Annotated in this window: 33 protein-coding genes and 1 riboswitch; of the genes, 12 read left to right on the plus strand and 21 right to left on the minus strand. The window is 76.1% G+C overall.

From position 1 onward, the window contains the following. Window positions 1-30 precede the first annotated feature (30 nt). The gene (locus DQ240_RS17805; protein WP_113840963.1) at window positions 31-246 is read left to right on the plus strand and encodes a hypothetical protein; all 216 of its coding nucleotides are present in this window, start codon (window positions 31-33) and stop codon (window positions 244-246) included. Between the two features lie 31 nt (window positions 247-277). After that, complete coding sequence (locus DQ240_RS17810) at window positions 278-466, plus strand: hypothetical protein (protein ID WP_113840964.1); 189 nt, start codon at window positions 278-280, stop codon at window positions 464-466. Here DQ240_RS17810 and DQ240_RS17815 read toward each other — a convergent pair. Genes DQ240_RS17815 through DQ240_RS17830 form a run of 4 tightly spaced genes read right to left on the minus strand, consistent with a single transcriptional unit; the run spans window position 463 to window position 4,105 of the window. Further along, window positions 463-1,068 carry a response regulator transcription factor gene (locus tag DQ240_RS17815; protein ID WP_113840965.1) on the minus strand — a complete coding sequence of 202 codons (606 nt, stop codon included), beginning with the start codon at window positions 1,066-1,068 and terminating at the stop codon, window positions 463-465. The genes DQ240_RS17810 and DQ240_RS17815 overlap by 4 nt on opposite strands. After that, on the minus strand, window positions 1,065-2,267 hold the full coding sequence (locus tag DQ240_RS17820; RefSeq protein WP_147262021.1) for a sensor histidine kinase: 1,203 nt from the start codon (window positions 2,265-2,267) through the stop codon (window positions 1,065-1,067). Before DQ240_RS17820 ends, DQ240_RS17815 begins: the two co-directional genes overlap by 4 nt. A gap of 41 nt (window positions 2,268-2,308) precedes the next feature. After that, window positions 2,309-3,133 carry an ABC transporter permease gene (locus DQ240_RS17825; RefSeq protein WP_113840967.1) on the minus strand — a complete coding sequence of 275 codons (825 nt, stop codon included), beginning with the start codon at window positions 3,131-3,133 and terminating at the stop codon, window positions 2,309-2,311. A 27-nt stretch (window positions 3,134-3,160) separates the two neighbouring features. Further along, window positions 3,161-4,105 carry an ABC transporter ATP-binding protein gene (locus DQ240_RS17830; protein WP_233498805.1) on the minus strand — a complete coding sequence of 315 codons (945 nt, stop codon included), beginning with the start codon at window positions 4,103-4,105 and terminating at the stop codon, window positions 3,161-3,163. 184 nt (window positions 4,106-4,289) lie between these two features. On the opposite strand from DQ240_RS17830, the gene DQ240_RS17835 reads away from it, so the two are divergent. Then, window positions 4,290-5,228 carry a 3-methyladenine DNA glycosylase gene (locus tag DQ240_RS17835; RefSeq protein ID WP_113840968.1) on the plus strand — a complete coding sequence of 313 codons (939 nt, stop codon included), beginning with the start codon at window positions 4,290-4,292 and terminating at the stop codon, window positions 5,226-5,228. Continuing rightward, window positions 5,225-6,067: a tyrosine-protein phosphatase gene (locus tag DQ240_RS17840; protein ID WP_113840969.1), complete on the plus strand. Its 843-nt coding sequence runs from the start codon at window positions 5,225-5,227 to the stop codon at window positions 6,065-6,067. The genes DQ240_RS17835 and DQ240_RS17840 overlap by 4 nt, the downstream gene beginning before the upstream one ends. Here the strand turns inward: DQ240_RS17840 and DQ240_RS17845 are convergent, their stop codons facing one another. Continuing rightward, window positions 6,068-7,492 (minus strand): sensor domain-containing diguanylate cyclase, encoded by a 1,425-nt coding sequence (locus tag DQ240_RS17845; protein ID WP_113840970.1) that lies wholly within the window; start codon window positions 7,490-7,492, stop codon window positions 6,068-6,070. Window positions 7,493-7,676: 184 nt separating this feature from the next. Between DQ240_RS17845 and DQ240_RS17850 the strand changes: the two genes are divergently transcribed. Beyond that, window positions 7,677-8,135: a DUF4396 domain-containing protein gene (locus DQ240_RS17850; protein WP_113840971.1), complete on the plus strand. Its 459-nt coding sequence runs from the start codon at window positions 7,677-7,679 to the stop codon at window positions 8,133-8,135. A 72-nt stretch (window positions 8,136-8,207) separates the two neighbouring features. Here the strand turns inward: DQ240_RS17850 and DQ240_RS24295 are convergent, their stop codons facing one another. From DQ240_RS24295 to pdhA, 6 genes are all read right to left on the minus strand, one after another. Beyond that, the gene (locus DQ240_RS24295; RefSeq protein WP_255410913.1) at window positions 8,208-8,339 is read right to left on the minus strand and encodes a hypothetical protein; all 132 of its coding nucleotides are present in this window, start codon (window positions 8,337-8,339) and stop codon (window positions 8,208-8,210) included. A gap of 192 nt (window positions 8,340-8,531) precedes the next feature. Beyond that, window positions 8,532-8,999, minus strand: coding sequence for an SRPBCC family protein (locus tag DQ240_RS17855; protein ID WP_113840972.1), 468 nt, complete (start codon window positions 8,997-8,999; stop codon window positions 8,532-8,534). A gap of 78 nt (window positions 9,000-9,077) precedes the next feature. Further along, window positions 9,078-10,250: an AGE family epimerase/isomerase gene (locus DQ240_RS17860; RefSeq protein WP_113840973.1), complete on the minus strand. Its 1,173-nt coding sequence runs from the start codon at window positions 10,248-10,250 to the stop codon at window positions 9,078-9,080. Window positions 10,251-10,254: 4 nt separating this feature from the next. After that, complete coding sequence (locus tag DQ240_RS17865; protein WP_113840974.1) at window positions 10,255-11,580, minus strand: dihydrolipoamide acetyltransferase family protein; 1,326 nt, start codon at window positions 11,578-11,580, stop codon at window positions 10,255-10,257. Between the two features lies 1 nt (window position 11,581). Beyond that, the gene (locus DQ240_RS17870) at window positions 11,582-12,562 is read right to left on the minus strand and encodes an alpha-ketoacid dehydrogenase subunit beta (RefSeq protein WP_113840975.1); all 981 of its coding nucleotides are present in this window, start codon (window positions 12,560-12,562) and stop codon (window positions 11,582-11,584) included. Then, entirely contained in the window at window positions 12,559-13,635 is a 1,077-nt protein-coding gene (gene pdhA / locus DQ240_RS17875) for a pyruvate dehydrogenase (acetyl-transferring) E1 component subunit alpha (protein WP_113840976.1), read from the minus strand. Before pdhA ends, DQ240_RS17870 begins: the two co-directional genes overlap by 4 nt. Window positions 13,636-13,854: 219 nt before the next feature. Here pdhA and DQ240_RS17880 point away from each other — a divergent pair, with 219 nt between their 5' ends. Together DQ240_RS17880 and DQ240_RS17885 are read left to right on the plus strand one after the other, a co-directional pair. Beyond that, window positions 13,855-14,352 (plus strand): Lrp/AsnC family transcriptional regulator, encoded by a 498-nt coding sequence (locus tag DQ240_RS17880; protein WP_113840977.1) that lies wholly within the window; start codon window positions 13,855-13,857, stop codon window positions 14,350-14,352. 128 nt (window positions 14,353-14,480) lie between these two features. Beyond that, window positions 14,481-15,557, plus strand: coding sequence for a M42 family metallopeptidase (locus tag DQ240_RS17885; protein WP_113840978.1), 1,077 nt, complete (start codon window positions 14,481-14,483; stop codon window positions 15,555-15,557). Window positions 15,558-15,563: 6 nt separating this feature from the next. Here the strand turns inward: DQ240_RS17885 and DQ240_RS17890 are convergent, their stop codons facing one another. Then, window positions 15,564-15,815 carry a DUF3253 domain-containing protein gene (locus tag DQ240_RS17890; RefSeq protein ID WP_113840979.1) on the minus strand — a complete coding sequence of 84 codons (252 nt, stop codon included), beginning with the start codon at window positions 15,813-15,815 and terminating at the stop codon, window positions 15,564-15,566. Between the two features lie 75 nt (window positions 15,816-15,890). Between DQ240_RS17890 and DQ240_RS17895 the strand changes: the two genes are divergently transcribed. Continuing rightward, window positions 15,891-16,409 carry a hypothetical protein gene (locus DQ240_RS17895; protein WP_113840980.1) on the plus strand — a complete coding sequence of 173 codons (519 nt, stop codon included), beginning with the start codon at window positions 15,891-15,893 and terminating at the stop codon, window positions 16,407-16,409. Here DQ240_RS17895 and DQ240_RS17900 read toward each other — a convergent pair. Beyond that, the gene (locus tag DQ240_RS17900; protein ID WP_113840981.1) at window positions 16,406-17,728 is read right to left on the minus strand and encodes a serine hydrolase; all 1,323 of its coding nucleotides are present in this window, start codon (window positions 17,726-17,728) and stop codon (window positions 16,406-16,408) included. The genes DQ240_RS17895 and DQ240_RS17900 overlap by 4 nt on opposite strands. Window positions 17,729-17,766: 38 nt before the next feature. Beyond that, complete coding sequence (locus tag DQ240_RS17905) at window positions 17,767-18,084, minus strand: DUF3817 domain-containing protein (protein ID WP_113840982.1); 318 nt, start codon at window positions 18,082-18,084, stop codon at window positions 17,767-17,769. A gap of 63 nt (window positions 18,085-18,147) precedes the next feature. On the opposite strand from DQ240_RS17905, the gene DQ240_RS17910 reads away from it, so the two are divergent. After that, window positions 18,148-18,708: a hypothetical protein gene (locus DQ240_RS17910; protein WP_147262022.1), complete on the plus strand. Its 561-nt coding sequence runs from the start codon at window positions 18,148-18,150 to the stop codon at window positions 18,706-18,708. On the opposite strand, the gene DQ240_RS17915 is transcribed toward DQ240_RS17910, so the two are convergent. Further along, complete coding sequence (locus DQ240_RS17915) at window positions 18,678-19,766, minus strand: C40 family peptidase (RefSeq protein WP_113840984.1); 1,089 nt, start codon at window positions 19,764-19,766, stop codon at window positions 18,678-18,680. The genes DQ240_RS17910 and DQ240_RS17915 overlap by 31 nt on opposite strands. A gap of 15 nt (window positions 19,767-19,781) precedes the next feature. Next, a riboswitch (cyclic di-AMP (ydaO/yuaA leader) is annotated at window positions 19,782-19,927 on the minus strand. 299 nt (window positions 19,928-20,226) lie between these two features. Here DQ240_RS17915 and DQ240_RS17920 point away from each other — a divergent pair. The 3 genes from DQ240_RS17920 to DQ240_RS17930 all read left to right on the plus strand — a co-directional run bounded on the left by DQ240_RS17920 (window position 20,227) and on the right by DQ240_RS17930 (window position 22,342). Continuing rightward, window positions 20,227-20,421: a hypothetical protein gene (locus tag DQ240_RS17920; protein WP_113840985.1), complete on the plus strand. Its 195-nt coding sequence runs from the start codon at window positions 20,227-20,229 to the stop codon at window positions 20,419-20,421. An 83-nt stretch (window positions 20,422-20,504) separates the two neighbouring features. Then, the gene (locus DQ240_RS17925; protein ID WP_113840986.1) at window positions 20,505-21,302 is read left to right on the plus strand and encodes a YhjD/YihY/BrkB family envelope integrity protein; all 798 of its coding nucleotides are present in this window, start codon (window positions 20,505-20,507) and stop codon (window positions 21,300-21,302) included. Window positions 21,303-21,331: 29 nt separating this feature from the next. Further along, window positions 21,332-22,342 (plus strand): zinc-binding dehydrogenase, encoded by a 1,011-nt coding sequence (locus DQ240_RS17930; RefSeq protein ID WP_113840987.1) that lies wholly within the window; start codon window positions 21,332-21,334, stop codon window positions 22,340-22,342. 40 nt (window positions 22,343-22,382) lie between these two features. Here the strand turns inward: DQ240_RS17930 and DQ240_RS17935 are convergent, their stop codons facing one another. The 6 genes from DQ240_RS17935 to DQ240_RS17955 all read right to left on the minus strand — a co-directional run bounded on the left by DQ240_RS17935 (window position 22,383) and on the right by DQ240_RS17955 (window position 25,866). Continuing rightward, complete coding sequence (locus DQ240_RS17935; protein WP_113840988.1) at window positions 22,383-23,057, minus strand: acVLRF1 family peptidyl-tRNA hydrolase; 675 nt, start codon at window positions 23,055-23,057, stop codon at window positions 22,383-22,385. Next, window positions 23,054-23,203, minus strand: a complete 150-nt coding sequence (locus tag DQ240_RS23380) for a hypothetical protein (RefSeq protein ID WP_158548781.1) — start codon at window positions 23,201-23,203, stop codon at window positions 23,054-23,056. The genes DQ240_RS17935 and DQ240_RS23380 overlap by 4 nt, the downstream gene beginning before the upstream one ends. A gap of 93 nt (window positions 23,204-23,296) precedes the next feature. After that, complete coding sequence (locus tag DQ240_RS17940) at window positions 23,297-23,710, minus strand: rhodanese-like domain-containing protein (RefSeq protein WP_113840989.1); 414 nt, start codon at window positions 23,708-23,710, stop codon at window positions 23,297-23,299. Then, a complete protein-coding gene (locus tag DQ240_RS17945) occupies window positions 23,707-24,921 on the minus strand; it encodes an MFS transporter (protein ID WP_233498806.1) in 1,215 nt (404 codons plus the stop codon). The genes DQ240_RS17940 and DQ240_RS17945 overlap by 4 nt, the downstream gene beginning before the upstream one ends. Window positions 24,922-25,036: 115 nt before the next feature. Continuing rightward, window positions 25,037-25,540 carry an SRPBCC domain-containing protein gene (locus tag DQ240_RS17950; RefSeq protein WP_113840991.1) on the minus strand — a complete coding sequence of 168 codons (504 nt, stop codon included), beginning with the start codon at window positions 25,538-25,540 and terminating at the stop codon, window positions 25,037-25,039. Further along, window positions 25,537-25,866, minus strand: a complete 330-nt coding sequence (locus DQ240_RS17955) for a helix-turn-helix transcriptional regulator (protein ID WP_113840992.1) — start codon at window positions 25,864-25,866, stop codon at window positions 25,537-25,539. Before DQ240_RS17955 ends, DQ240_RS17950 begins: the two co-directional genes overlap by 4 nt. Between the last annotated feature and the right edge of the window lie 31 nt (window positions 25,867-25,897).

Genomic DNA, 25,897 nt, shown 5'->3' on the forward strand with positions numbered 1-25,897 from the left:
GGGGCCGGTCGAGACGGGCATGCACTCCCCATGACCGACCCCCAGGGCAGCGACCGCATCCAGCAGGACGTCGGAACGGCGTCGGCCACCGGTGACGACGGCGACACCGGGGCCTCCTTCGAGGACGTGCCCCTCACCCGCGAGGACGCCCTCGAGCGCGACGCCGCGCACGGTGACGACCTCCCGGCCCGCGCCGTCGGTGACGTCGCCCTCTCCGAGCGTGCCGATCCGCCCGGCGGGGCATGAGCCAGCCAGCAGCGACCGGAGGAGACGACACATGAGCGAGTCCCAGAGCACCGGCTACGGCGAGTCGCCGGACACCGCCGACAGCAACGAGAACCTGATCGACGGCCGGACCGGCGACAACGCCAGCGACCGCGGCGAGCAGGACACCGCCACGCTCACCACGGACGACGAGGCGCAGCGCGACACCTCGGTCGTCCGCGGCGGCAACGACGCCAGCTAGATCCACCCGTGCCGGCGCGCGGCCTCCACGGCCGCGTGCCGGTTCGCCGCGCCCAGCTTCGCCGCGGCCGCGGACAGGTGGTTGCGGACCGTCCCCGGCGACAGGTGGATGCGCGCGGCGATCTCCTCGACGGGCGCGCCGGTCGAGGCCAGCTCCAGGACGTCGGCCTCCCGGGGCGTCAGCGGGCTGTCCCCCGCACTGATCGCCTCCGCGGCCAGTTCGGGGTCGACGTAGCGGCCGCCGGCGTGCACGGCACGGACGACGTCGGTGAGCACCGACGACTGGACCGTCTTGGGCAGGAAGCCCCGCACCCCCGCCGCCAGCGCCCGCTTGAGGTGCCCGGCCCGGCCGTGGCCGGTGACGATGACGCACGCGCAGCCGGGGACCAGCCCCGTGAGCTCGGCGGCCACGGAGATGCCGTCCCGGTCGGGCATCTGGAGGTCGAGGACGGCGACGTCGGGCACGTGCGCCCGCGCCATCGCCAGGGCCTCCGCGCCGGACGCGGCCTGGGCGACGACCTCGATGTCGTCCTCGAGACCGATCAGCGCCGCGAGCGCCGACCGGATCAGGTTCTCGTCGTCGGCCAGCAGCACGCGGATCACGCGGCGTCCCCCACGGGCAGGGCGGCGGTGAGCAGGAAGTGCCCGCCCTCGGCGGCCGTGGTCAGCGTGCCCGAGGCGGTGCCCAGCCGCTCGGCGAGACCGGTGAGGCCGCTGCCCCACCGGGGGTCGTCGGAGGTCACGCCGTCGTTGGTCACCGTCAGCCGGGCCGTTCCCCCGTCGACGACCAGGGCGATCGAGCACGTTCGTGCCCGGCTGTGCCTCAGCACGTTGGTGACCGCCTCCCGGACCACCCAGGCGAGCGCCGTCTGCACCCGGTCGGGCAGGTCCGCCCCGCCGTCCTCCCCCGCCACGGTGCAGTCCACACCGGCGGCCCGCAGCACGGAGCGGGCCCCGGCCAGCTCGCTGCCGAGATCGGCCGTCCGGTAGCCGCGGACGACCTCACGGACCTCGCGCAGCGACTGCTCCGCGATGCGGCTGATGTCGGCGACCTCGTCGGCGGCCTCCGGCCGCTGCCGACGCACCAGCTCGCCGGCGAGCTGGCTCTTCACCGCGATGGCCGAGAGGTCACGGCCCATGACGTCGTGCAGGTCGCGGGCGAAGCGCAGCCGCTCCTCGGCCACGGCCAGCTGCAGCTGCACCCCGCGGGTGCGGTCCATCTCCACGACGACGTCGAGCACCCACACCGTGAAGCGGAAGGCCAGTGCCAGGAGGACGACCGTGGCGCCGATGACGGCGGCCAGGACCGCCGCGGCGGCCGGCGCGGAGCCCAGCAGGGCGGCCGCGCACCCGACGAGGACCCCCACCGCGACGCCGCAGCGGACCAGCAGCGGAGAGGACCACACGGTGGAGGTCGCGACCAGCGCCATCGCCGGGGGCAGCGCGAGGCCCCAGACCAGGGCGGAGGAGTCCTGCTCGTCGGAGCCGTAGGCCACGGCCGCGAGCGCGGAGGTCCCGGCCGCCGCGACGGCGGTGACCACGAGGGGGACGCTGGGCAGCGGCCGGCCCTCCGAGCGGGCGAGGAACCCCGCCCGTGCCAGCACGACGCAGGTGGTCGCGACGGCGACCGCGCCGACGAGGAACGCCGTCGCGGCCGCGCTCCCCGGCCGCTGCGCGGAGCCGTGGATGCCCACGGCCAGCAGTGGCGTCGTCCCCAGCCAGCCGTAGAACGACCAGCGGGTGTAGAGGTCGATGCGCTGGGGGTCGGTGCGGCTCTCCCACCAGCGCGAGACGGTCGGCACGGCCCGCATGCTGCCGTACCGACCGCCCGGCACCGCTGCGGTCACCGCCGGGGCGCCCAGCGGAACACCCGGGGTGCGACCACGGCGCCGGCCAGCAACCAGGCCCCGAGCACGGCCAGCGGCAGGGGCGCCGCGGCCCAGGCCCCACCGGCGTCCACCTCCGTGCCGTCCCAGGCCCGGCCGGCCAGGCCCAGCCGGGCCAGCTCGACCACCGGGGTCAGCGGCAGGACGCGGGCGACGGAGGCGAGCTGCTCCGGCAGGTCCGACAGCGGGAAGAGCAGGCCGGACAGCGCCGTCGTCGCCATCACGACGGGGAGGGTGGTGATCTGCGCGCTCTCGGGCGTCCGGGTGAAGGACGTGCTGGCGGCGGCGAGCAGCAGCATGAGCGCCACGCCGCCGACCAGTGCGAGCAGCGGCAGCACGACGTCGACCGGCGCCACCCACTCCCCGATGACGACGGTCCCCGCGGCCACGAGCACGACCTGCCCGACCGTCACCACGAGCGTGGGCGCGGCCGTGCCGAGCAGCACCTCGACCTCGGTGAGCTCACCGGTGCGCATGCGCTGGAGCACCAGGTCCTCGCGCCGGGCGACGAACGTCGTCACCAGGTTGTAGTAGGTCAGGAAGACGAGGGTGACGCCGACCGCGGCCACGAGCAGCTGCGGTCCGACCCCGTCCCCGCCGTCCATGCCGAGCCCCGGGACGGCGGCCACGAGCAGCAGCGGCAGCAGGACCGAGTTGACGAGCGCGGTGCGGTTGCGCACGAGCAGTCGGGTCTCGGCGCCGGCGAGGGTCAGGGTGCGCCGCACGCGCGAGGGCGGCGCGGTCCGGGTCGGGGTCGGGGTCGGCTGGTCGATCGCGGTCATGGGTGTCCCTCCTCGGGGATCAGGGGCTCAGGCGGCGGGCGAGACGAGCCGCGGGACGTCGTCGGTCCCGTCGGCGACGGCGAGGAAGGCCTGCTCGAGGGTCGCCGACCGCGCCTGCAGCCCGGTCAGCACCACGCCCTCGGCATCGGCCCAGGTCAGCAGGCGGGTCAGCACCGGCTGCAGTGCCCGGGTGTGCAGCTCGACGCGGGGGCCGGTGGACACCAGCTGCGCGCCCGGCAGCGCCGGCAGGGCGGGCCCGTCCGGCGCGAGCTCGAACCGGATGGTCGCCGGCTGGGTGGCGGCGATCTCCCCGGCGGTCCCGGACAGCACGATCCTCCCGGCCCGCATCACGGCGATCCGGTCCGCCAGCTCCTCGGCCTCCTCGAGGTGGTGGGTGGTCAGCAGGACGGCGGCGCCCTCGCCCACCCGCCGGCGGACCAGCTCCCAGACGGCGCGGCGGCTCTCCGGGTCCAGGCCCGTCGTCGGCTCGTCGAGGACGATCACCCGTGGTCGGCCGAGCAGCGCGAGGGTGAGGTCCAGCCGCCGGCGCTCGCCGCCCGACAGGCTGCGGACCCGGACGTCGGCCCGGTCGGTGAGCCCGACCTGGGCCAGCGCCTCGTCCACCGGCTGGGGCGTGGACAGCGTGCCCGCCCAGGTGCGCACCGTCTCGGCGACGGTGAGGTCACCGGGCAGCCCGCTGGCCTGCAGGAGCACGCCGAGGAACGGCCGCACGGCCGCCCGGTCGGCGACCGGGTCCCGGCCGAGCACGCGGACGGTGCCGGCCGCGGGACGGGCCAGACCCTCCAGCACCTCCAGGGCGGAGGTCTTGCCCGCGCCGTTCACGCCCAGCAGCGCGAACACCTCACCCGGGGCGACCTCGAACGAGATGCCGCGGACGGCCGCGAAGGTGCCGTACCGCCGCTCCAGGTCCACCACCTCGACGGCCGGGACGGGGTCCTCCACGATCCGCACGGTGCCTCCTCGTGTGCCGCCCCCGGCCTCGGTCGGCCGGTTCCTCGGGCACCTCCGAGGCTGCCGCCGGAGGGGCTCCGGCACAGGTGCCGTCGCGCACGTCCTCGCCGGGCGGGAGCACGGACCACCCCTGACACGTGTCACGGGTCCGATCGGCGCCGGGTGCCCCTCCTACGCTGGGAGGGTGCCCGCCGCCGTCCCGCCCGCCGTCCCGGGGGTGGACGCGACCGAGTGGCGCGCACGGGCCGCGGCGCACGCCGTGCGGGCCGACGCGCTGACCGCCGCCCACCGGGCCCGCCGGGCGCGCGGCGAGAAGCACGCCGTCGAGGACTTCCTCTTCACCTTCTACGACACCCGCCCCGCGCTGCTGCGGCGCTGGCACCCCGGTGCGGGCGTCCGCCTGCTGCCCGACGGCGGGACGCCGGCCCCGCAGGGCGGCACCCGCTGGTACGCCACCGACGCCGACGGCACCGTGACCCTCGACGCCGACGCCTTCCTGGCCGACCGCGGCGACACCGTGCGCTTCGTCGCCCGCCTGCTCGCCGCCACCGCCAGCCGGCCCGCCTTCACCGGCTGCTTCGGCCTGCACGAGTGGGCGATGGTTTACCGCGCCGACGACCGCCGGCACGCGCTGCCGCTGCGCCTGGGGCGGCAGGGCACCGACGCCGTCGTCGAGGCCAACCCGATCCGGTGCACGCACTACGACGCGTTCCGCTTCTTCACCCCCGAGGCGACCGGCCGCAACGCGCTCCAGCCGACCCGCGCCACGCAGGTGGAGCTCGAGCAGCCGGGCTGCCTGCACGCCGGCATGGACCTGCACAAGTGGTCGCTGAAGCTGGGCCCGGCCGTCCCCGGTGAGCTCGCGCTCGACTGCTTCGCGCTCGCCGCCGACGTCCGGCTGCTCGACATGCAGGCCTCGCCGTACGACCTCGGCTCCTACGGCCACGCCGCCGTCGCCGTGGAGACCCCGGAGGGGCGGGCGGAGTACGCCCGCCGGCAGCGGGCGCTCGCCGACCGGGCCGCCGGCCTGCGCGCGCGTCTGCTGGACGTCTGCGACACGCTGCTCGGGAGCCTCCCGCCCGTGTCCGGCCCGTCAGCCGGCCGCCGTACCGTCAGGGCGTGACCCCGCGCTCCGACGACGCCGTCCGCACCGGCCGCTGGCTGACCCTCGACGGGACCACCAACACCCGTGACCTCGGCGGGCTGCCGACCGTCGACGGCGGGCAGACCCGCCCCGGTCGCATCCTGCGCAGCGACAACCTGCAGACCCTGAGCGAGGACGACGTCCGCCGCCTGGTGGACGAGATCGGCCTGCGCGAGGTCATCGACCTGCGCAGCATCGCCGAGGTGCTGATGGAGGGCCGCGGTCCGCTCCGGGCGGTGCCCGAGGTGACCCACCGGCACTTCAGCCTGCTGCCCGAGCGCGGCCACCACACCGACGTCTTCGCCGTCGAGGAGGCCCAGGCCCCCGAGCTGCCCGGTGGCTGGGTGGAGTCGCTGCTGCCACGGCAGGTCTCCGAGGAGCACGACGCCGAGCCCCCGGCGGTGCGGTCCTACCTCGGCTATCTGGAGCACCGCCCGGAGAACGTGGTCGGCGCGCTGCGGGCCCTGGCGGCCGCCGAGGGCGCCTCGGTGGTGCACTGCGCGGCCGGCAAGGACCGCACCGGCGTCATCGTGGCCTTCGCCCTGGCGGTGGCCGGTGTGCCGGACGAGGAGATCGTCGCCGACTACGCGCTGACCGCCGAGATCATCGACGCCCTGGTCGCCAAGCTCGCGCTCTCCCCCACCTACGGCCAGGACATGGACCGCAGCGACCTGGCGCGGCACACGCCGCGGGCGGAGACGATGGAGCGCGTCCTCGCGGTGCTCGCCGAGCGCCACGGCGGCCCGGCCGGCTGGCTGGCCGCGCAGGGCTTCGGCCCGGACGAGCAGGCCGCGCTGCGGGCCCGCCTGCGCGACTGACTACGCGCGGCGGTCGGCGAGGGCGGCGCCCAGCAAGTCGTCGGCCACCCCCCACTCGCCGGAGTGCACGGCGACGCCGACGGTGGTCGCCACCTGCACCGGCCGGCGGGCGAGCCGGAAGGGCTCGGTGAAGCAGGCGCGGACCCGGCCGAGGACGGCCTCGACGTCCCCGGGGGTGTTCAGCCCGGGCAGGACGACGACGAACTCGTCGGCGCCCAGGCGGGCCACGGTGTCGGCCGGCCGGATGGCGGCGCGCAGCCGGGCGGCCACCTGCCGGAGCAGTTCGTCGCCCGCGGGCGCCCCGTGCTCGGCGTTGAGCGCGGCGAACCCGTCGAGGTCGCAGCAGAGCACGCCGACGTGCTGGTCGTGCCGGACGGCGGTCAGGGCCGCCTCCAGGCGCTGCCGCAGCAGGTCGCGGTTGGGCAGCCCGGTGAGCGGGTCGTGGGTCGCCTGGTGGCGCAGGGTCTCGGCCAGGCGGGCCCGGTCGAGCGCGACGGCGACCTGGTCGGCGGCGGCGCGGAGACGGTCGAGGTGCTCGGTCTCCAGCCCGGCGGGAGTCGCGCCGGCCGGCCAGCTGGCGGTGGCCACGCCGAGGAAGACGCCGCCGGAGACGAGCGGCACCGCGAGCGCGTCGGTGATCCCACCCGCGCCGAGCAGGTCGCGGACGGCGGGGCTGCAGCTCTCCCAGCGCAGCACCCGAGGGGTGCGGTCGGTGAGCATCGCGACGAGCTCCGGCGTCTCCTCGGCGTACAGCTCGACGGGGAGCGGGTCCGTGGGGCCGCCACCGGCGACGACGCGTAGCCGGCCCGCACCGGTCTCCCAGAGCAGCAGGACCGAGCGGTCGCAGCCGACGACCGCGGGCAGGGCGGCGGCGGCCTGGGTGCAGACGGCGGTCGCGTCGGCCGCCGCGGCGAGCGCGGCTCCCAGCGACGACAGGGCGGCCGCGCGGGCGGCCTCGCGGCGGGCCTCGTCGCCGGCGGCGCCACGCTCGAGGACGGCGGCGGCGAGCCCGGCGTAGGCGGCGAGCACCGCCGCGGCACCGGCCGGCAGGTGCGCCACCGCGCCGTCGGCGGCGTCGGCGGAGGGCAGGGCGGCGAGGCGTCCGTGCCACCGGCGTCCGGACACCACGTCGACGACGAGGGCGCCCGGTGCGGGCGTGCTGCCGGCCACGAGGACGGCGGCGAGCGCGGAGACGTCGGAGGGGGCGAGGCCGATCGCCCGGGAGAGGACCCCGTCCCCACCGGACGGCGTCACCGCGAGCAGGAGACCGGCCTGTGGCAGCGCCTCGGACGCGCGGGCGAGCAGGTCCTCCAGCGCCTCGGACACGGGAGCCCCCGAGGCGAGACCGGCGGCGGCCGCCTCCAGCGCGGTGAGCCGGGCCGCCGTGCTGCCGGGGTCGGCCGGGGGAGCCTCGGTCGCCGGCACGGCCCGGGATCGGCGCCGCAGGCGACCGCCACGCTCAGGAGTCCTCACCCGCTCCGGATCGGCATCCCGGTGCCCGCGGTTGAGCCGGACCGCCCCGAGAGGGGGAGGTTGACCGCACGCCTCCGGCGGCGTATCACTAACCCATACCCCCCAGGGGTATCAACCGCGAGCGAGGAGGAACGTCATGGACCACCAGCACGCACACGGCCGGGTCGGGTGGCCGGCAGCGGCCCAGGCCACGCTGCACTGCCTCACCGGCTGCGCGATCGGCGAGGTGCTCGGGATGGTCATCGGGACGGCACTGGGCTGGTCCGCCCTCGCGACCGTCGTCCTGGCCGTCGGGCTCGCGTTCGTCTTCGGCTACGCGCTGACGGTGCGCGGGGTGCTGCGGGCCGGCCTGCCGTTCCGGGCGGCCGTGCGGGTGGCACTGGCCGCCGACACGTTCTCCATCGCCGTGATGGAGCTCGTCGACAACGGCGTCATGGTGGCGGTCCCGGGGGCGATGGACGCCGGCGTCACGAGCGGCTTCTTCTGGGGCTCGCTGGCCGTCGCGCTCGCCGTGGCCTTCGTCGTGGCCCTGCCGGTCAACCGCTGGCTGATGAGCCGGGGGCGTGGCCACGCCGTCGTGCACGCGGCGCACTGACCCCCGGAACGACGACGACCGGCGTCCTCCGTGCGGGAGGGCGCCGGTCGGGGGCGTGCGACGGGGCGGCTCTCAGCGGCCGTTCGCGATGGTCAGCAGCTCGTCGCGCAGGGCGGGGCTGGGGGCACGGAACAGCGCGCGCTCCAGGGCCCGACGGGTACGCGAGGCCTGTCGGCGCGAACGCCAGGTGGACACGGTGCTCATGGTGCTCTCCGAAGGTCGAAGTGTGGGTACACCGGTAGTAAAGCAGGCTGGTCGCTGGTTATGCCTACGGATCGCAGGCGTGTCCTGTGATCTGCCTCCGAATCCCACTCGGCCGGGTGAGATCCCACCCCGGGGACGACGATGGCGCCCGCCCCCGGGAGGGGACGGGCGCCATCGAGGACCCGAGAACGACTAGGGCTGGTCGGGCCGGGAGACGTCGCCCCGCCAGGCGCCGGTCTCGGTGCCGCGGCTCTCGATGAACTCCTTGAACCTCTTGGCGTCGGCCTTGACCTGGCGGTCGTCGAAGCCCAGCGCCGCGCCCGCCTTCTCGACGAGGCCCTCGGGCTCCCAGTCGATCTGGATCATCACGCGGGTCTTGTCGTCGGCGAGGCGGTGGAAGGTCACCACGCCGGCGTGCTTGGCCTCGCCGCCGGTGCTGGCCCAGGCGATCCGCTCCTCGGGGTGCTGCTCGGTGATCTCGGTGTCGAACTCCCGCTTCACCCCGTCGATGTTGGTGACCCAGTGGGTGTGGGTGTCGTCGGTCTGGGTGATCCGCTCGACGCCACCCATGAACTGCGGGAACGACTCGAACTGCGTCCACTGGTCGTAGGCGACCCGGATCGGGACGTCGACGTCGACGGACTCCTGCACGCTGGCCACGGACGGCCTCCTCTGTCTCGGGATGTCGGTCGTGCGCCACGTACCCGCTCGGGCCGCGCCGACACACACATCCGCAGGTCAGCGCAGCGCCGCCGCCAGGCTGCCGCGCACCGGGAGGCCGTCCAGCAGCAGCATCTGCGCCAGGTGGTAGGCGTCGGGCTGGCCGGTCCAGACCGTCGAGCCGACCTCCCCGCGGGGGGTCAGCTCGTGGTGCCAGCTCCCCGTGGCGGGGTCGGCGAAGCGCTCCTCCCCGTGCGCCCGCCACGTCCGGGCGAGCTCGCCGTACCGCGGCTCCCCGGTGACGGCGCGCAGCACCGTGGCGGCCGCGATCGCCTCGCACAGCGCCCAGTGCATGCGGGCGACCACGACGGGGCGGTCGTCCCAGCCGAGCGTGTACGGGAACCCGAGCTCCCCGTCCGCCGCCCAGCCCCGCTCGGCCGCCGCCCCGAACAGCCCGATGGCGTCGTCCAGCAGCCACCCCGGGGCGTCCCCGCCCAGGGCCGCGCGCACGTGCAGGCACAGCCGCGCCCACTCGAACTGGTGGCCCACGGTGACGCCGTACGGGCGGAACGGGTCGTCCGGCCGGTCGCGGTTCAACTCGGGCAGCGGCTCCCACGCGGCGGTGAAGTGCTCGGGCAGCCGCCACTGCCGCTCGCGCGCCCAGCCGTGCACCACGCGCTCGGTGCTGCGCAGCGCCCGGTGCCGCAGCGCCGCTGCGGTCGCCGGCTCCTCGGCGGCCAGCGCGTCGGCGGCGGCCAGGGTCGCCTCGACGCCGTGCATGGTGGCGTTGGCGCCCCGGTAGTCGCTGCACGCCGACCAGGTCCGTTCCCACTCCTCGACCACGAGTCCCTCGGCGTCGTCCCAGAAGCGGCCGTCCCACACCGCGAGCGCCTGACCGAGGAGCTGCCGGCCGCCCTCGACGCCCGCCGCGGTGGCGGTCGCCCCGGCGAGGACGACGAACGCATGCGCGTAGGCCGCCTTCGTGTCGTCGTCCCCGGCCGACCGCCAGCCACCGTGCTCGGCGTCGTGCAGCGGCCCGTCGAGCAACGCGGCGACCCCGTGCCGGGCCAGCGCTGCGGGGCCCGGCCGGCCGAGCAGGGCGGCCAGCCCGAAGACGTGGGTCATCCGCGCGACGATGTAGGTCTCCTGCGGCCGGTCCTCGAGCGAACCGTCGGCTCGCAGGTACCCGAAGCCGCCCTCGGGCACGCGGGAGCGGGCGGCGAAGGCGAGCAGCCGGTCGAGGTCGGTCACCGCGTCAGCCGGCCAGCGCCGCCGCCGGGTCGTGCAGCACCGCCCCGACCTCCGCCAGGAACCGGCTGCCGAGCTCGCCGTCGATCACCCGGTGGTCGAACGACAGGGCCAGCGTGGTGACCTGCCGCGGCTTCACCTTGCCCTTGTGCACCCACGGCTGCGGCCGCACGGCGCCGAAGGCGAGGATCGCCGACTCCCCCGGGTTGAGGATCGGGGTGCCGGTGTCGACGCCGAAGACCCCGACGTTGGTGATCGTGATCGTCCCGCCGCTCATGTCGGCCGGTGCCGTGCGACCGGCGCGGGCGGTCCCGGTGAGCTCGGTCAGCGCCCGGGCGAGCTCGGGGAGGGAGAGCCGGTCGGCGCCCTTGACGTTGGGCACCAGCAGGCCGCGCGGGGTGGCCGCCGCGATCCCGAGGTTCACGTGCGCGGGGACGACGATCTCCCGCGTCGCCTCCTCCCACCGGCTGTTCACCATCGGGTACCGCGCCACCGCGTGCAGCAGCGCCTTCGCCACGAGGAGCAGGGGGCTGACCTTGACCCCGGCGTACTCGGGACGGGCGGCGAGGCGGTCGCGCAGCTTCATCGTGCGCGTCACGTCGACGGTCAGGAACTCGGTGACGTGCGGCGCGGTGAACGCGCTGGCCACCATCGCCGCGGCGGTGTGCTTGCGGACCCCCGTGACCGGGATGCGCTGCTCCCCCGCGGTCGCCGGTGCGGCTCCCGCGGGCGCGCTCGCCGCCGCCTCGACGTCGGCCCGGGTGATGACTCCGCCGGGGCCGCTGCCGCTCAGCGCGGCCAGGTCCACGCCCAGGGTCCGGGCCAGCTTGCGGACCGGCGGCTTGGCCAGCGGCCGGAGCCGCACCGGGTGGTCGGGCGCCGCGGCGGGGCGGGTGGGGGTGTCGAAGCCGGGGCGGGCGGAGGTGTCGACGGCGGGGCGGGCCGGGGTCTCCCCGACCGGCGCGGCGGTCCGGCGGGGCCGGCGGCGGGCCTCCGTGGTGCGCGGCCCGTAGCCGACGAGGACGGCGGTGCGCTCGGGCGCGCCCGCGGTCTCCGCGGTCCCCGCAGGGGCCCCGGCGCCGTCGTCCCCCCCGGTGTCGATCGTGACGATCGGCGCGCCGACCTCGACGGTGCTGCCGACCTCGTGCAGCAGCGCGGTCACGGTGCCGGCGAACGGCGAGGGCAGCTCGACGGCGGCCTTGGCGGTCTCCACCTCGCACAGCGGCTGGTTCACCGTGACCTCGTCGCCCACGGCGACCAGCCACTGCAGGATCTCGCCGTCGGTGAGGCCCTCGCCGATGTCGGGGAGGCGGAAGGAGCGCAGCGTCCCCATGTCAGAACCCCATCGCGCGGTCGACGGCGTCGAGCACCCGGTCCAGGTCGGGCAGGTACTCCTCCTCGTTTCGGGCCGGCGGATAGGGCACGTCGTAGCCCCCGGCGCGCAGCACCGGCGCCTCCAGGGAGTGGAAGCACTGCTCGGTGAGCCGGGCGGCGATCTCGGCGCCCAGGCCGTGCGACACCTGCGCCTCGTGGACGACCACGCAGCGCCCGGTCCGCCGGACGGAGTCGACCACCGGGTCGAGGTCCAGCGGCGAGAGGGTGCGCAGGTCGACCACCTCCAGCGACCGGCCCTCCTCGGCGGCGGCCGCGGCGGCCTGCAGCGCCGTGGCGACCATCGGGCCGTAGGCGAGGACGGTGACGTCGTCGCCGCGGCGGACCACCCGCGACCGGAACAGCGGCTCGGGGATCGCGTCGAGGTCGACCTCGGCCTTCTCCCAGTAGCGCCGCTTGGGCTCGAGGAAGACGACCGGGTCGGGCGCGGCGATGGCCTGCTGGATGCCCCAGTAGGCGTCGACCGGGTTGCTGACCGAGACGACCTTCAGCCCGGGCGTGTGCGCGAAGTACGCCTCGGGGCTCTCGCTGTGGTGCTCGACCGCGCCGATGCCGCCGCCGAAGGGGATGCGGATGACGACCGGCATCCGCATCCGGCCCTGCGACCGCGCCGAGATCTTGGCGACCTGCGTGACGATCTGGTTGACCGCCGGGAAGACGAAGCCGTCGAACTGGATCTCGCAGACCGGCCGGTAGCCGCGCAGCGCCAGGCCGACCGCGGTGCCGACGATGCCGGCCTCGGCCAGCGGGGTGTCGACGACCCGCGCCTCGCCGAAGTCCTTCTGCAGCCCGTCGGTGACGCGGAAGACGCCGCCGAGGCGGCCGATGTCCTCGCCCATGAGCACGACCTTCGGGTCGTCATCCATCGCCCGGCGCAGGCCCAGGTTGAGCGCCTTCCCCATGGTGAGCGTCTCGGTGGTCATCGCCCGGCCTCCTCGAACGAGGCCTGGTAGGCGAGGAACTCGTCGCGCTGGGCCGCCAGCGGTGGCGGCTGCTCGGCGTAGACGGCGTCGAACATGGTGACCGCCGGCCGGGGCTGCATCGCGATGGTGCCGCGCCGGATGCGGGCCGCCAGCTCCTCCCCCTCGGCCTCGACAGCGGCCAGGAAGTCGGCGTCGGCGATGCCCTCCTGCTCGAGGTGGGTCCGCAGCCGCGCGATCGGGTCCCGCCGCCGCCACTCCTCCACCTCGTGGGCCAGCCGGTAGCGGGTCGGGTCGTCGGAGGTGGTGTGCGCACCCATCCGGTAGGTGAACGCCTCGATGAACGTCGGTCCCTGGCCCTCACGGGCGGCGGTGAGCGCCGCCCGCGTCACCGCCAGGACGGCGAGGACGTCGTTGCCGTCGACCCGCACCCCGGGGAAGCCGAAGCCGGCGGCCCGATGCGCCAGCGGCACCCGGGACTGCCGCTCGATCGGGGCGCTGATCGCGTACTGGTTGTTCTGGCAGAAGAAGACCACCGGCGCCGAGAAGGACGCCGCCCAGATCATCGCCTCGCTCAGCTCGCCCTGGCTGGTGGCGCCGTCGCCGAGGAAGGCGAGGACGGCGGTCTCCGCGCCGTCGCGCTGGACGCCCATCGCGTAGCCGGTGGCGTGCAGCGTCTGCGCCGGGATGACGATCGTGTACAGGTTCAGGCCGGTCTCCGCCGGGTCCCAGCCCCCGTTGTCGACCCCGCGGTAGAGGCTCATGACGTGCAGCGGGTCGACGCCGCGCACCCAGGCGACGCCGTGCTCGCGGTAGGTGGGGAAGGCCATGTCGCCGGGCTGCAGCGCGTGGCCGGCGCCGACCTGGGCGGCCTCCTGGCCGAGCAGCGGGGGCCAGAGGCCGAGCTCGCCCTGGCGCTGCAGGGCTGTGGCCTCGACGTCCCAGCGGCGGACGAGGACCAGGTCGCGGTAGAGGCCGCGGAGCTCGTCGGCGGAGAGGTCGATCGCGTGGGTGGGGTCCTCGACGCGCTGCCCCTCGGGGGTCAGCAGCTGTACGAGCTCGGGCACCGTGGACATGGGGCAACTCCTCGTCGTCTCCCGCGGTCCCGGGGTCGCCGGGCGGCTGCGGTCGGTGGACGTGCGGTGACGCCGGGGTGTGGCGTCACTCACATCATCGTGGCACGACCCGCCCCGTTCCGGAGCACATCACCCACCCGGACGGGTGCGCAACGATGCTCGGACGTCAAAAGCAGATCGCGCAGTGCTTGGACATCAAGGCATGTCAGACTGCGCAGCGTGGCGGCCCTGGACGACACCGACGCCCGCCTGCTGCAGGCACTGGACGAGGACCCCCGCGCCTCGGTGACGGTGCTGGCCCAGCGACTGGGGCTGGCCCGCAACACCGTCCAGGCCCGCCTGGCCCGCCTGGAGTCCGGGAACGCCCTGGCCCCGGCCAGCACGCGGGTGCGGCCGGAGGCCCTGGGTTACCGGCTCGAGGCCTACGTGACTCTGCACGTGGCCCAGCGGAGCCTGACCGACGTCGGCGCGGCGCTGGCGGCGCTGCCGGAGGTCGTCGAGGTGACCGCGCTGACCGGAGCGGCCGACCTCCTCGTGCGCGTGGTGGCCGTCGACGCCGACGACCTGTGGCGGCTCACCGAGCAGGTGCTCGCCCTGCCCGGGGTGGAGCGGACCGACACCGCCCTCGCGCTGCGCCGGTTGGTCGAGCGCCGGGTGACCGGACTGCTCGACCGCGCCGCCGGGCCGGGGGAGGAGCCAGGCCCCTCCCCCGTTTGAGCCCGTGGCGCGGGGGCACCGGCGGCACACGGCACCGGTGGTTGCCGGCGACGACCGGTGCCCAGGCTCGGCGGTCGAGCACCCGGCCGCCGAGTCGCCCGTCCCTGACCGCGAACCCGAGGGGTGCCGTGCCGACCGATCCGTCCGAGCTGCTCGGGGAACTGCTCCGCACCTACGGTCCGGTCGGGCAGGAGGACGCGGTCCGCGACGTCGTCCGCCGGGAGCTCGAGCCGCTCGCCGACGAGACCCGGGTCGACCCCGCCGGGAACCTCGTCGCGCTGCTGCGCGGCTCGGGCGGCCCGGAGGCCGGTCCCGTCCTGCGGGTCATGGCGCACCTCGACGAGCTGACGATGCTGGTCAAGCGGGTGGAGCCCGACGGCACGCTGCGGGTCACCTCGCTCGGGGTGATGTACCCGGGCAACTTCGGGCTCGGCCCGGTCGCCGTCCTCGGGGACGCCGAGATCCTGACCGCCGTCCTCACCCTCGGGTCGGAGCACACGACGACCGACAGCATGCGGATCTGGGAGACCAAGCCCGACCAGGGGGACAAGGCGCTGGACTGGTCGCACGTCTACGTCTTCACCGGTCGTACCCCCGAGGAGCTGGCGGCCGCCGGGGTCCACGCCGGCACCCGCGTCTGCGTGCACACCGACCGGCGGGGGCTGACCCGGTTCGGCGACTTCCACGGCTCCTGGTTCCTCGACGACCGGGCCGCGCTGACGGCGGTCGTGCGCGCCGCCGAGCTGCTGCGGGCCGACGGCGGGCGGCCGGCCGCCGACGTGTACCTGGTCGCCTCCACCAGCGAGGAGATGGGCGGCATCGGCGCCACGTACGCCGGCCGCACGCTGCCCGGGGAGGTCACCCTCGCCGTGGAGGTCGGCCCGGCCGAGGCCGAGTACCAGGTGACCGTCGACGGCGGCCCGGTCATCGCCTACGCCGACGACTCCGTCGCCTACGACAAGCGGATCTGCGACCACCTCCTCGCGCTCGGTCGCGAGCTGGGCCTCGACCCGCAGACGGCGGTCTGGCAGTCCTTCGACTCCGATGCCTCCCAGTCCAAGGCGGCCGGCCAGACGGCGCAGGCGGCGCTGCTGTCACTGCCCACGCTCTCCACCCACGGCTACGAGGTCATGCACACCGGGACGGTGGAGCGCGCCGCCCGGCTGCTCGCGGAGTACCTGCGCCGTCCCGACCCCGGCAGGTGAGCTCCCTCAGGCGGGGCGGCGGATGCGCACCGGCCCCCGGGCGGTGGCGACGTCGACCACCTCGCCGCGCTGCGTGACCTCGACCTCGCCGGCCGCGGCCAGCCGGCCCGCGGCCTCCCGCGCCGCCGGCATCAGCTCGCGCCAGCCATCCGGATCGACGGCCCGGGCCGCCTCCGACGGGCAGATGGACACTCCCGCCGCCCGCGTGTCCAGCAGCGCGGCGATCCGCTGCTCGAGCGCCCGGTCGACGTCCTCCACCCCGTCAGCGTCGGCCGTTCCGCACGTGACCGCCAGGCGGGTGTGCCGGTCGACCGCAGGGGTACCGGCGCGGCCATGGCGAGGGAGACCCCGATCGGGACCATCGGCAAGGGCCGGCGCGGCATCAGCCCGCTCGGCTGGGCGCTGCGCGGCGCGGCGGCCGGAGCGGCGGCGAGCACCGCACTGAACGCCGTCACCTACGTCGACATGGCCGTGCGCGGCCGGGGCAGCAGCTCGACGCCGGAGCAGACCGTGGAGGCGCTGGCGGAGAAGGCGCACGTGACCGTCCCCGGCGACGAGGAGACCCGGTCGAACCGCCTGCAGGGGCTCGGGCCGCTGACCGGCCTGGTCGCCGGGGTCGGGGTCGGTGTCCTCACGGGGGTCGCCCGCGCCGCCGGGTTCCGGTCGCAGTGGCTGGTCGGCACGCTGCTCACCACGGCCGGCGTCATGGTCGCCGCCGACGGGCCGATGACCGCGCTCGGCGTCACCGACCCGCGCACGTGGTCGCGCACCGACTGGGTCAGCGACGTGGTGCCGCACCTGGTCTACGGAGCGGTGCTCAAGTCGACGATGGACGCCTTCGACCTGCCCTAGTGCCAGCCGCGCTCGTCGACGCCGCCGGGCACCGGCGCCTCGGGGTCGTAGGGCGTGCGGGTGAACACGAACGTGCCCAGGTCGAGGTGGTCCGGCGCGATTCGCAGCGTCTCCCCCGCGTGGTACCCGTCGAGCCCCAGCCAGGTGCCGTCCGCGCGGGCGACGAACCGGCTGGCCCGGCCGGCCCGGCCGGGCAGCGGGTCCAGCTGCAGCAGACCGCCGGCGACGACGCGCAGCACGTAGGGCGCCGGCCCCCAGTACCAGACGCCGAGGGAGTCCAGCTCCACCGGCGATGGCGAGGGCCGCCACTCCTCGACAACCCGGGGCTCGGCCGTCCGCAGGTCGGCGAGCAGACCGGGCCACAGCTGCTCCATGCCGCTGGTGGTGTTGGCCAGCGTCACGGCGCCGGCGCCCTCCTCCCGGTCGACGAAGACGCCGGCGAGGAACCCGGGCATCGACCCGCCGTGGCCGGTGAGCACCCGCCCGTCGACCCGCATCACCTGCAGGCCCAGCCCGTAGGCCGACCAGCCGGGCGCGGAGGAGTCGACGCCGGCCGGCACCGCCATCTCCTCGAGCGTCGAGGCGCGCAGCACGTCGCCGGTGTCGCCGAGCAGGAAGGCGGCGAAGCGGGCGAGGTCGGCCAGCGGCGCCCAGAGCTGGCCCGCAGCCGCCATCACCCCGGCGTCGTGCTCGGGCTCGGGGAGGACGACGTCGGCCCACGGGTGGACCGCGGTGCCCTCGGCGGCGGGCTGCTCCGGACGGGTCGTCGTGCGCGCCATGCCGAGCGGGCGGAGCACCTCGTCGCGCACCACCTCGGCCCAGGACCGCTCCCGGTGCCGGGCGACCAGCTCGCCGAGCAGGCCGAAGCCCAGGTTGGAGTAGTGGAACCGGCGGGCGGCCCCGAGCACCACGTGCTCCTCGCGCAGCCGCAGGTCCGCCAGCGACCCGCCCGGCACGCGCTCCCACCAGCCGCCGGGGCTCTCCGCCGAGGCGCCGGCCAGGTGGGAGAGCAGCTGACCGACGGTGCGGTCGCCCAGCGGTGTACCCGGGACGTGCCGGTCCAACGGGTCGTCGAGGCCCAGGCGGCCCTCGTCCCGCAGCCGCATCACGGCGACGGCGGTCACCGTCTTGCTGATCGAGCCCAGCCGGTACTGGACGTCGAGCACCGGCCCGGGCACCTCGCCGCGCCCGGCCGACCACACCAGGCCGCCGTCGCGGACGACGCCCGCGACCAGACCGGGCACGCGCCCGTCGCGCTGGACGCGCGCCGTCCGCGCCAGCAGCGTGCGGGCGGTCGAGGGCAGCACGGGCTCGGGCATGACGGCGACCGTAGGACAGCGCCGCCGGACGAGCGGGGTCAGGCCGCCCTGACCGCCTCCAGCCGGCCGGTGCGGCGGGCCCAGATCTCGAAGACCACGGTGGCGAACGGCGGGATCGAGGCCACGAGCGCCAGCAGCGTCGTCCCCGGCGACCAGCGCAGCCGGCGCGCCGTCAGCAGGGCCACCGCGACGTAGAGGACGAAGACCGCCCCGTGGATCGGCCCGAAGACCTTCACGCCGATCTCGGAGGTCTCCGGCACGTACTTCACGTACATCCCGGCCAGCAGCCCGACCCAGGTGATCGCCTCGGCGACGGCGACGGCGCGGAACAGCTGGACGGCGGTACGCGGGTTCATGCTCCCCATTCTCGGCGGTGGCCCCGCCGATCCGACTGTGAGGTCCGTGGCATGGTCGGCGGCGTGCGGGGGCTGGCTCGGCGGGAGTTCTGCCTCGTGCTGCTGCGCCGCATGGCCGACGTCCGCCCCGACCTGGTCGCCGAGGCGCTGCCGAGGCTGTCGGCCACCCGGGCCCAGGCGCACGCGGCGCACACCCGGTGGCAGGCGCTGCACCACAGCCCGCGGGCGCCGCGCGGCCTCGCCCTGCGGACGGCGGTGCTGGGCCCGCCCGACACCTGCGTGGCCCGGCCGGAGGGCGACCTCGTGCTGGAGCTGCGGCAGTGGCCGCTCCCGCTGTGGCCGCAGCTGCGCTGGCGGGTGGTGACCGGTCCAGGCGGGGAGGTGCTGGACGAGCAGCTGGTCCGCGGCCCGGGGTCCGGGATCCCCCGGGCCGGGCTCGACCGCCTGCTGACGTGGCAGCACGTGGTGGACGACGTCGCCGCGGTCCCGGGAGCCCGGCACGCGGGCGCCGACATGCCCGCCCACTGGGCGGTCGACCTGCCCGACGGTCGGCGGGCCCGCTTCGTCTGGGGGCTGCTGCAGGAGGTGCGGGATCAGCCGGCGATGCGCCGGGCCCCGGCGTAGCCGCCCACCGCGTCCACCGGCGCGACCTTGACGACGTCGCCCGAGGTCGGGGCGTGCACCATCTGGCCGTTGCCGATGTAGATGCCCACGTGGCTCACCGGGCTGTAGAAGAACACCAGGTCACCGGGCTGGAGGTCGGCCCGTGACACGGCCTGGCCCATGCGGGACTGCAGCCGGCTCGAGTGCGGCAGGCTGATCCCGGCGGCGCGGAAGGCGTACTGCGTCAGGCCGGAGCAGTCGAAGGACCCCGGCCCGCCGGCGGCCCACACGTAGGGCTTGCCCCGCTGCGCCATGGCCGTGGCGATGGCGGTCTGCGCCGCACCGCTGCCGCCGGCGACGGGAGCGGACGGCGCCGGCTCCTCCTCCGCCACGGGCTCCGCGCGCTCGGCGCGGCTGGCCGTGGGCTCGGCGTGCGCCGCGGCCGAGGCGGCCAGCGCGGCCTGCTGCTCGGCGGCGGTGAGCCGGTCGAAGTCCGCCCGGTACTCGGCGATCTCGGCCTCGAGCGCGGCCTGCTGCGCGGCCACGGCGTCGTAGGTCTGCTGGGCCTGGGCGGCGGCCTCGTCGGCCGCGGTCCGGGCCGCGGCCGCGGCGTCGCTGGCGCCCACGGCACCGGCGAGGACGCCGTTCTGGTGGTCGGCCACCATGTCGAGCACGCTCACCCGGTCGATGAACTCCTCGGCCGAGTCGCTGGTCAGCATCGCCTGCAGCGACCCGCCGGCCTGGCCGGTCCACGCGCTGCGGGCCACGCCGCGCACCTGCTCCTGGGCCGTGACGACCTGGGCCTGCGCGGCATCGGCGGCGGCCGCGGCCTCGGCGGCCTGCGCCTGCAGCGCCGCGAGCTGCTCGCGGGCCTCGTTGAACTGCTCGGTGACCGTCTCCAGCTCGTGCCCGCGGGCCGCCATGAGCTCGGCGGCCTCGGCGGCGGTGCCCGGCTCCTCGGCGCCGGCCGGCGCGGGGGTCAGGGCCACGCCGAGGGCGACGGCCACCGAGGAGGCGAGGAGCACCGCGCGGCGGAGGCGGTGCGGGCGCGCGGGGAAGGCGCGGGCGGGGGACGCCATGGTTCGGCGGCTCTCTCTTTCTCCGACGGCCGCCTACCGGGTTAGCTGACGGGTTCGGGCGGGAGATCACCCGGCGCCTGCGGCGGACCGCGGGCACTGCACCCCGGGACTTCGGTGGGTCCCCGGCCCGGCGTCCCCCGGAGGGTCGGCCGGCTCGACGGCGTCCACGGGGTGTCACCCAGGTCGGTGACGCTGCGCCCCATCGGACACACAGACCGTAAGGTCCGTTATGGCCGCGTGACAATCACCAGCGTGTAATTCGTTCGCTCACAGTGAGCAACCGACGCCGCGGTGCGACCGACGGTGACCGGACGGAGCGGTCCTGACCAGCGGAGACGATCTCGCTCCCCCGGCCCGTCCTCGCCGGGGACGCAGCCCGGCGGACCGTGACGCTCACCACGTCCCGACCACCCGGCACGCCGGGGTTTGCCGGGGTCCGCTCCCGCGCACCCACGGGGGCATGCGCATCACCCGGCGGGCACTGGCCCGCCCGCTCGTCGTCCTCGCGATCGCCGGTTCGCTCACCGCGTGCAGCAACAGTGGCGGGAACACCGACGTGAACCGCAACGAGCAGGAGTGCGGCACCGCCGAGGACAGCGGGAACTGCGCCGAGACGGAGGGTCCGCCCACCCAGACCACCGAGTCCGAGGGCTGAGCGCACCACCGGTCCCGCCGTCGCGGGGCACTCCGTGGTCGGCCGCCCGGGTCGCCGCGGAGGTCCGGTTCCTCGCCTCGGCCGTGCGGCGCCGGCTGCAGGGCCGCGACCTCGCGCTCATCGGGGCGGGGCTGACGTTCTACGCCGGCATCGCCGTGGTCCCGCTCCTGCTGGTCGCCGTCCGCCTCACCGGCTGGCTCGTGGGCACCGACGAGGTGTCCCGGCTGACCGACGGGCTGACCGCGATCCTGCCCGAGCAGCTCGGTGCCCCCGGGGTCGTCCGCGACCTGGTGGACGCCGGGCTGGGCATGGACGTCGTCGGTCTGCTGCTCGCCCTGCTGCCGATCTCCCTCTACGGCGAGGGGCTGCGCCGGGCGCTGCTGCGGTTCAGCCGGCGCGAGGACACGCTCACCGGCTGGCGCGGCCGGCTGCTCGGGATGCCGCTGGTCCTGGTCACCCCGTTGCTGCTGTACCCCCTGCTGCTCGCCGCCGACGGCATGGCCACCCTCGACGCCGAGCCCGGCGCCGGCGCCGCCCTCGGCCAGTTCGCGCTGGGCTACTACTCGGTCCTGTTCGTCCTGACCGTGCCGCTCGCCTGGGGCTTCCGCGTCGTCGCCGCCGGGCGCCCCGGCTGGCCGGCGCTGGTCTCGGGGGCGCTGTTCACCGCCGCCTGCCTCTCGGGCTTCCTCCAGGGCTTCGTGCTGTTCCTGGCCCTGCCGCTCGACCTCGGCGCCCCCTTCGCCGGGCTCACCGCCGTCGGTGCCGCCGTCGCCGTCGCCCTCTGGCTGTTCCTGCTGCACCTGGTGATGCTGGGCGGCTGGCTGCTCACCCAGGCGCTCGACGCGCGGCTCTCCCGAGGTCGGCGGGACCCGGGGGTGTGACCGCGCGCCCGTCCGGGGAGGGTGGGGGCATGACCGACACGATGCTGGCCGGCCGGCTGAACGTGCGCACGCGGGAGTTCGCCGTCCGGGAGGTGCCACGCCCGACGCCGGGGCCCGGTGAGGTGCTGATCCGGGTCCGGGCGGCGGGGATCTGCCTGTCCGACGTCCACCTGATCGACGGCACGCTCTCCCCCCTGTTCCTGGCCGGCGACGAGGTGACGCTGGGCCACGAGGTCGCCGGGGAGGTGGCCGAGCTCGGGGAGGGCGTCGGCGGGACCACCGTCGGCCAGCGGGTGACGCTGCAGGCCGGCGAGGAGATCGGCGGCTGGATCCACACCCGCGGCGTCGACTACGACGGCGGGTGGGCCGAGTACGCCCTCGCGACCGTCCCCACCCTCGTGCCGATCCCCGACGACATGCCCTTCGAGCAGGCCTGCATCGTCCCGGACGCCGTCTCCACCCCGTGGGCGTCGATCGTGCGCACCGCCGGCGTCCGCGCCGGTCAGCCCGTCGGCGTGTGGGGCATCGGCGGGCTCGGCGCGCACGCCGTCCAGCTGCTGCGGCTCGCCGGTGCGGCGCCGATCGTCGCCGTCGACCCGGTGGAGGCCGCCCGCGAGCGGGCCCTGGCCTTCGGCGCCGACCTGGCCCTCGACCCGTCCGAGGACGTCGCCGCGCGGGTGCGCGAGCTGACCGGCGGGCCGGGGCTGGCCTACGCCTTCGACTTCGCCGGCGTGGCCGCCGTGCGGGAGCAGGCCGTGCGCTGCCTGGAGCGGGACGGCGGCCTCGTGCTCGTCGGGCTCACCGACCAGCCGCTGACCATCCGCAACGGCACCCAGTTCAGCTACTTCGGCCAGCGGATCCTCGGCCACTACGGCTCCGAGCCCGACCACGTGGAGCAGCTGGTGCGGCTGGTCCGGCACGGCCGGCTGGACCTCTCCCGCTCGATCTCCGGCACCCTGCCGCTCGCCGATGCCGCCCGCGGCGTCGAGCAGCTGGAGCGCAAGGAGGGCAACCCGATCCGCCTGGTCATCCAGCCCTGATCCCGGGCAATGGTGCGGTTCCGCCCCGTGCAGAACCGCACTATTGCCCACCGGGGGACTCGTCCGGCTCCCTGATCAGGACGTCGACGGCGCGGAAGAGCCTCGGGGTCTCCAGGAGCACCGCCTTGGTGGGCTCGCCGACCTCCACCGGCGCGGTCCGGGGCAGGGCGGCCAGGGCGCGCAGGCGGGGGTCGGCGAGCACGTCGTCGACCAGGCCGCGGTCGCCGCCGGGGACCAGCGCCACCACGTCGCCGGCGTGCGGGAGCAGCACGCGGGCGGCGGTGTCGGCGGCGGCGGTGACGACGGCGGCGGTCTGGTTGTCCCGGCGGCGGGCGAAACGCTGCTGCGACCAGCCCCCGGCCGCCGTCCGGCCCTGCACCAGCCGGGTGTCGACCTTGGAGACGACGAGGTCGCCGCCGTCGAAGACGCCGACCGCCCACCGGCCGCGGCGGACGAGCAGCACCGCGACCCGGCGCGGGGCGCCCGCCGCCGCGGTGAACGACGCCACCAGCGGTGGTCCCGGCTCCCAGCCGAACGGCGCCCGCAGCGTCACGGTGGTGCCGTCGGCGCAGGTGACCGCCAGCGCCCCGCCGTCGGCCCGCACCTCGGCGAAGGAGCCGTGACGCGCGGCGACGCCGTCGAGCCACCGGCCCAGCCGCTCCGGCGCGACCCCCAGCCGGCGCCCACCGCCGGCGGCGGGACGCGGCCGGCTCACGGCCGGGCTCCGAGCCGCCGGGTGCCGGCGGGCAGGTCGAGCAGCGCGGCCACCGGGGCGGGGAGCTCGACGGCGACCGTCACCGCGGCGGCCACCAGCGGCAGCCCCGGCGCGGTCCCGCGCAACGCGGTCGGGGGCAGCTCCACCCCGGGGTCCTGCCCGGGGCGGCGCCCGCGGCGAGCAGCAGTCGGCGGCGCCGGGCGGTCCCGGCGTGCGGTGCGGACACGGCGATCGGCCGGTCAGCCGGGGTCGAGCACCGGCAGGCCGGCGGCCTTCCACGCCTGGAACCCGCCGACGACGTCCGTGGCGCGGTGCAGCCCCAGGGCCCGCAGCGAGTCGGCGGCGAGGCTGGAGGAGTAGCCCTCGTCGCAGAAGACGACGACCTCCACGTCGTAGCCGGTCGCCTCCGGGACCCTCGCGTCACTGGCCGGGTCGAAGCGCCACTCGAGGTGGTTGCGCTCGATCACCAGGGCACCGGGGATGGCGCCGTCGCGATCGCGCTGGGACGCCGGACGGGTGTCGACGAGCACCGCACCGGCCTGCGCGCGGGCGGCGGCCTCCTCCGGCTCCACCCGGCGCAACCGGCTCCGGGCCTCGGCGAGCAGCTCGTCGACGGTGCGGGCCCCGACCGGCCGCTCGGCGGGCGCGCTCATCCGGCCATCACCTCCGCGGCCTCGGCGTTCTCGGCGGGCACGACCAGCAGCCGCTGGAAGGCCGCCACCACGAGGGCCGCGAGCCCGGCCGGGATGATCGCGACGAGGAACGAGGCGTTCGCGCCGTACTCGTCGACCACCAGCCCGGCCAGCGAGGCGCCGACCGCGACGCCCAGGCCCAGCGCCGTCCCGATCCAGGTGAACGCCTCGGTGGTCGCCGACCGCGGCACGAGCAGCTCGGCCAGCGTGAAGGAGCTGATCAGCGAGGGCGAGAGCGAGATCCCGGCGACGACGACGAACGGCAGCATCAGCCAGACGCTCTCGATCAGCAGCAGCGGGACGATGAGGACGGTGAGCGCCACCAGGACGACGGCCAGCCGCCGGTTGAGCGGCGCCTGCCAGTGCACGGTCCCCCAGCCGATGCCGCTGGCCATCGAGCCGACGGCGAGGCCGGCGATCAGCACGCCCGAGAGCGACATCGCGTCGACCTCGTCGGCGAAGGCCACCAGCGCGATCTCCAGCGTGCCGAGGATGGCGCCGACCGCCGCGCCGACGACGAACAGCACCCGGATGCCGGGCGTGCGGATCGCCGAGGGGCCGTTGCGGCTCTCGTGCCCGTGCGGCGGCGGTTCGGTGCGGTGCTGGGCGGCGAACAGCACGCTGCCGACGACGGCGAGGACGAACGCCGTGACCACGCCCGACGTGCTGTGCCCGGTGGTGGAGAGGAATGTGACCAGCACCGGGCCGACGATGAAGACGAACTCGTCGACCACCGACTCCATCGCCAGCGCCGCCGGCAGCCGGCTGGTCCCGCGCAGCAGGTGCGTCCAGCGGACCCGGATCATCGAGGACACCGGCGGTATGCACGCCCCGGCCAGGCCGGCGAAGAGGAAGACGGTCCAGACCGGCCAGTCCTGCTTCACCGCGGCGAGGAAGGCCACGCCCGACGCGGCGAAGACCACCGTGACCGGGAGCAGTGTGCGGCGCTGACCGATGCTGTCGGCCAGCCGGCCCAGCAGGGGGCCGGCCGCCGCGGTGGTCACCGCCCCGGCCGCCGCCACCGCGCCGCCGAAGCCGTAGGAACCGGTCTCGTCGGCCACCAGGAGCACGCAGCCGAGACCCACCATCGACAGGGGGAGTCGGCCGATGAAGGCGGCCAGCACCATCGGCACCGCGTGCGGTGTCCGCAGGACGTGCAGGTAGGGAGACACCAGCGCAGGAGCCCGTCGTCTTCGGGGAAGGGACCGGCGTTCACGCTAACCCACACCGGGCGGCGGGGCGGCCGGACGCGGGCGTGCCGGACGGAACCGACCCGGAACTCCGGGCTCAGTCCACGGCCGCGGTGTACCCCGGGCCGACGGCGGCCTGGAACTCGTCCCAGCCGGGGGGCAGCGGGGCCCCGGCGAGGACGGCGTCGAGCCGGTCGAGGTACCAGTGCCAGCCGGTGGCGATGTCGGACAGCCCGGTGTCGTCGGCCAGCACCTGGGTGAAGGTCAGCGTCGTCGTCCCGTCGGCCTCGACCAGGTCGAGTTCGAGCCGCCAGGCCATCTCGTCGAGGAACCGGAGCACCAGCCGGTGCGGCGGCGCGCACTCCTCGATGCGCACCCGCCCGACCGGTGCGCCCTCCTCGGCGGTCATGGTGAACGGGCCCTCGGCGCCGGGGGCCCGCTCGCCGCCGTACCGGCCGATCCAGCGCTCCGAGCGCTCGGGCTCGGTCAGCGCCGCCCACACGTCGGCGGCCGGGTCGGGCCACGAGCGGCGGAAGACCAGCCGCCGCCGGCCGTCGGGGTCGGTGCTGATCTCGCCGCGCCGGTCGCTGGTGGCGGTCATCGGGTCTCCTCCGTGGTCGCCGCCCGCCGTCCGCGGGCGATCTCGGTGTCCAGTGCGTCCAGCCGCTGGGCCCACAGGTCGCGGTAGGGCTCCAGCCAGGCGTCGAGCTCGCGCAGCGGCGCCGGGTCCAGCGCGTACAGGTGGCGCCGTCCCTCGACGCGGGCGCGGACCAGGCCCGCCTCGCGCAGCACCCGCAGGTGCCGGCTGACCGCCGGGCGGCTCACCGGGAAGCGCCGGGCCACCTCGCCGGCGGCCACCTCACCCCCCGCGAGGAGGGCCACGATCGCTCGCCGGGTGGGATCGGCGAGGGCGGCCAGGGCTTCCACGGCAGATGTGTAACACAACGCTGACACATTC

The organism is Blastococcus sp. TF02A-26 (genome assembly GCF_003319125.1).
Classification (GTDB): domain Bacteria; phylum Actinomycetota; class Actinomycetes; order Mycobacteriales; family Geodermatophilaceae; genus Trujillonella.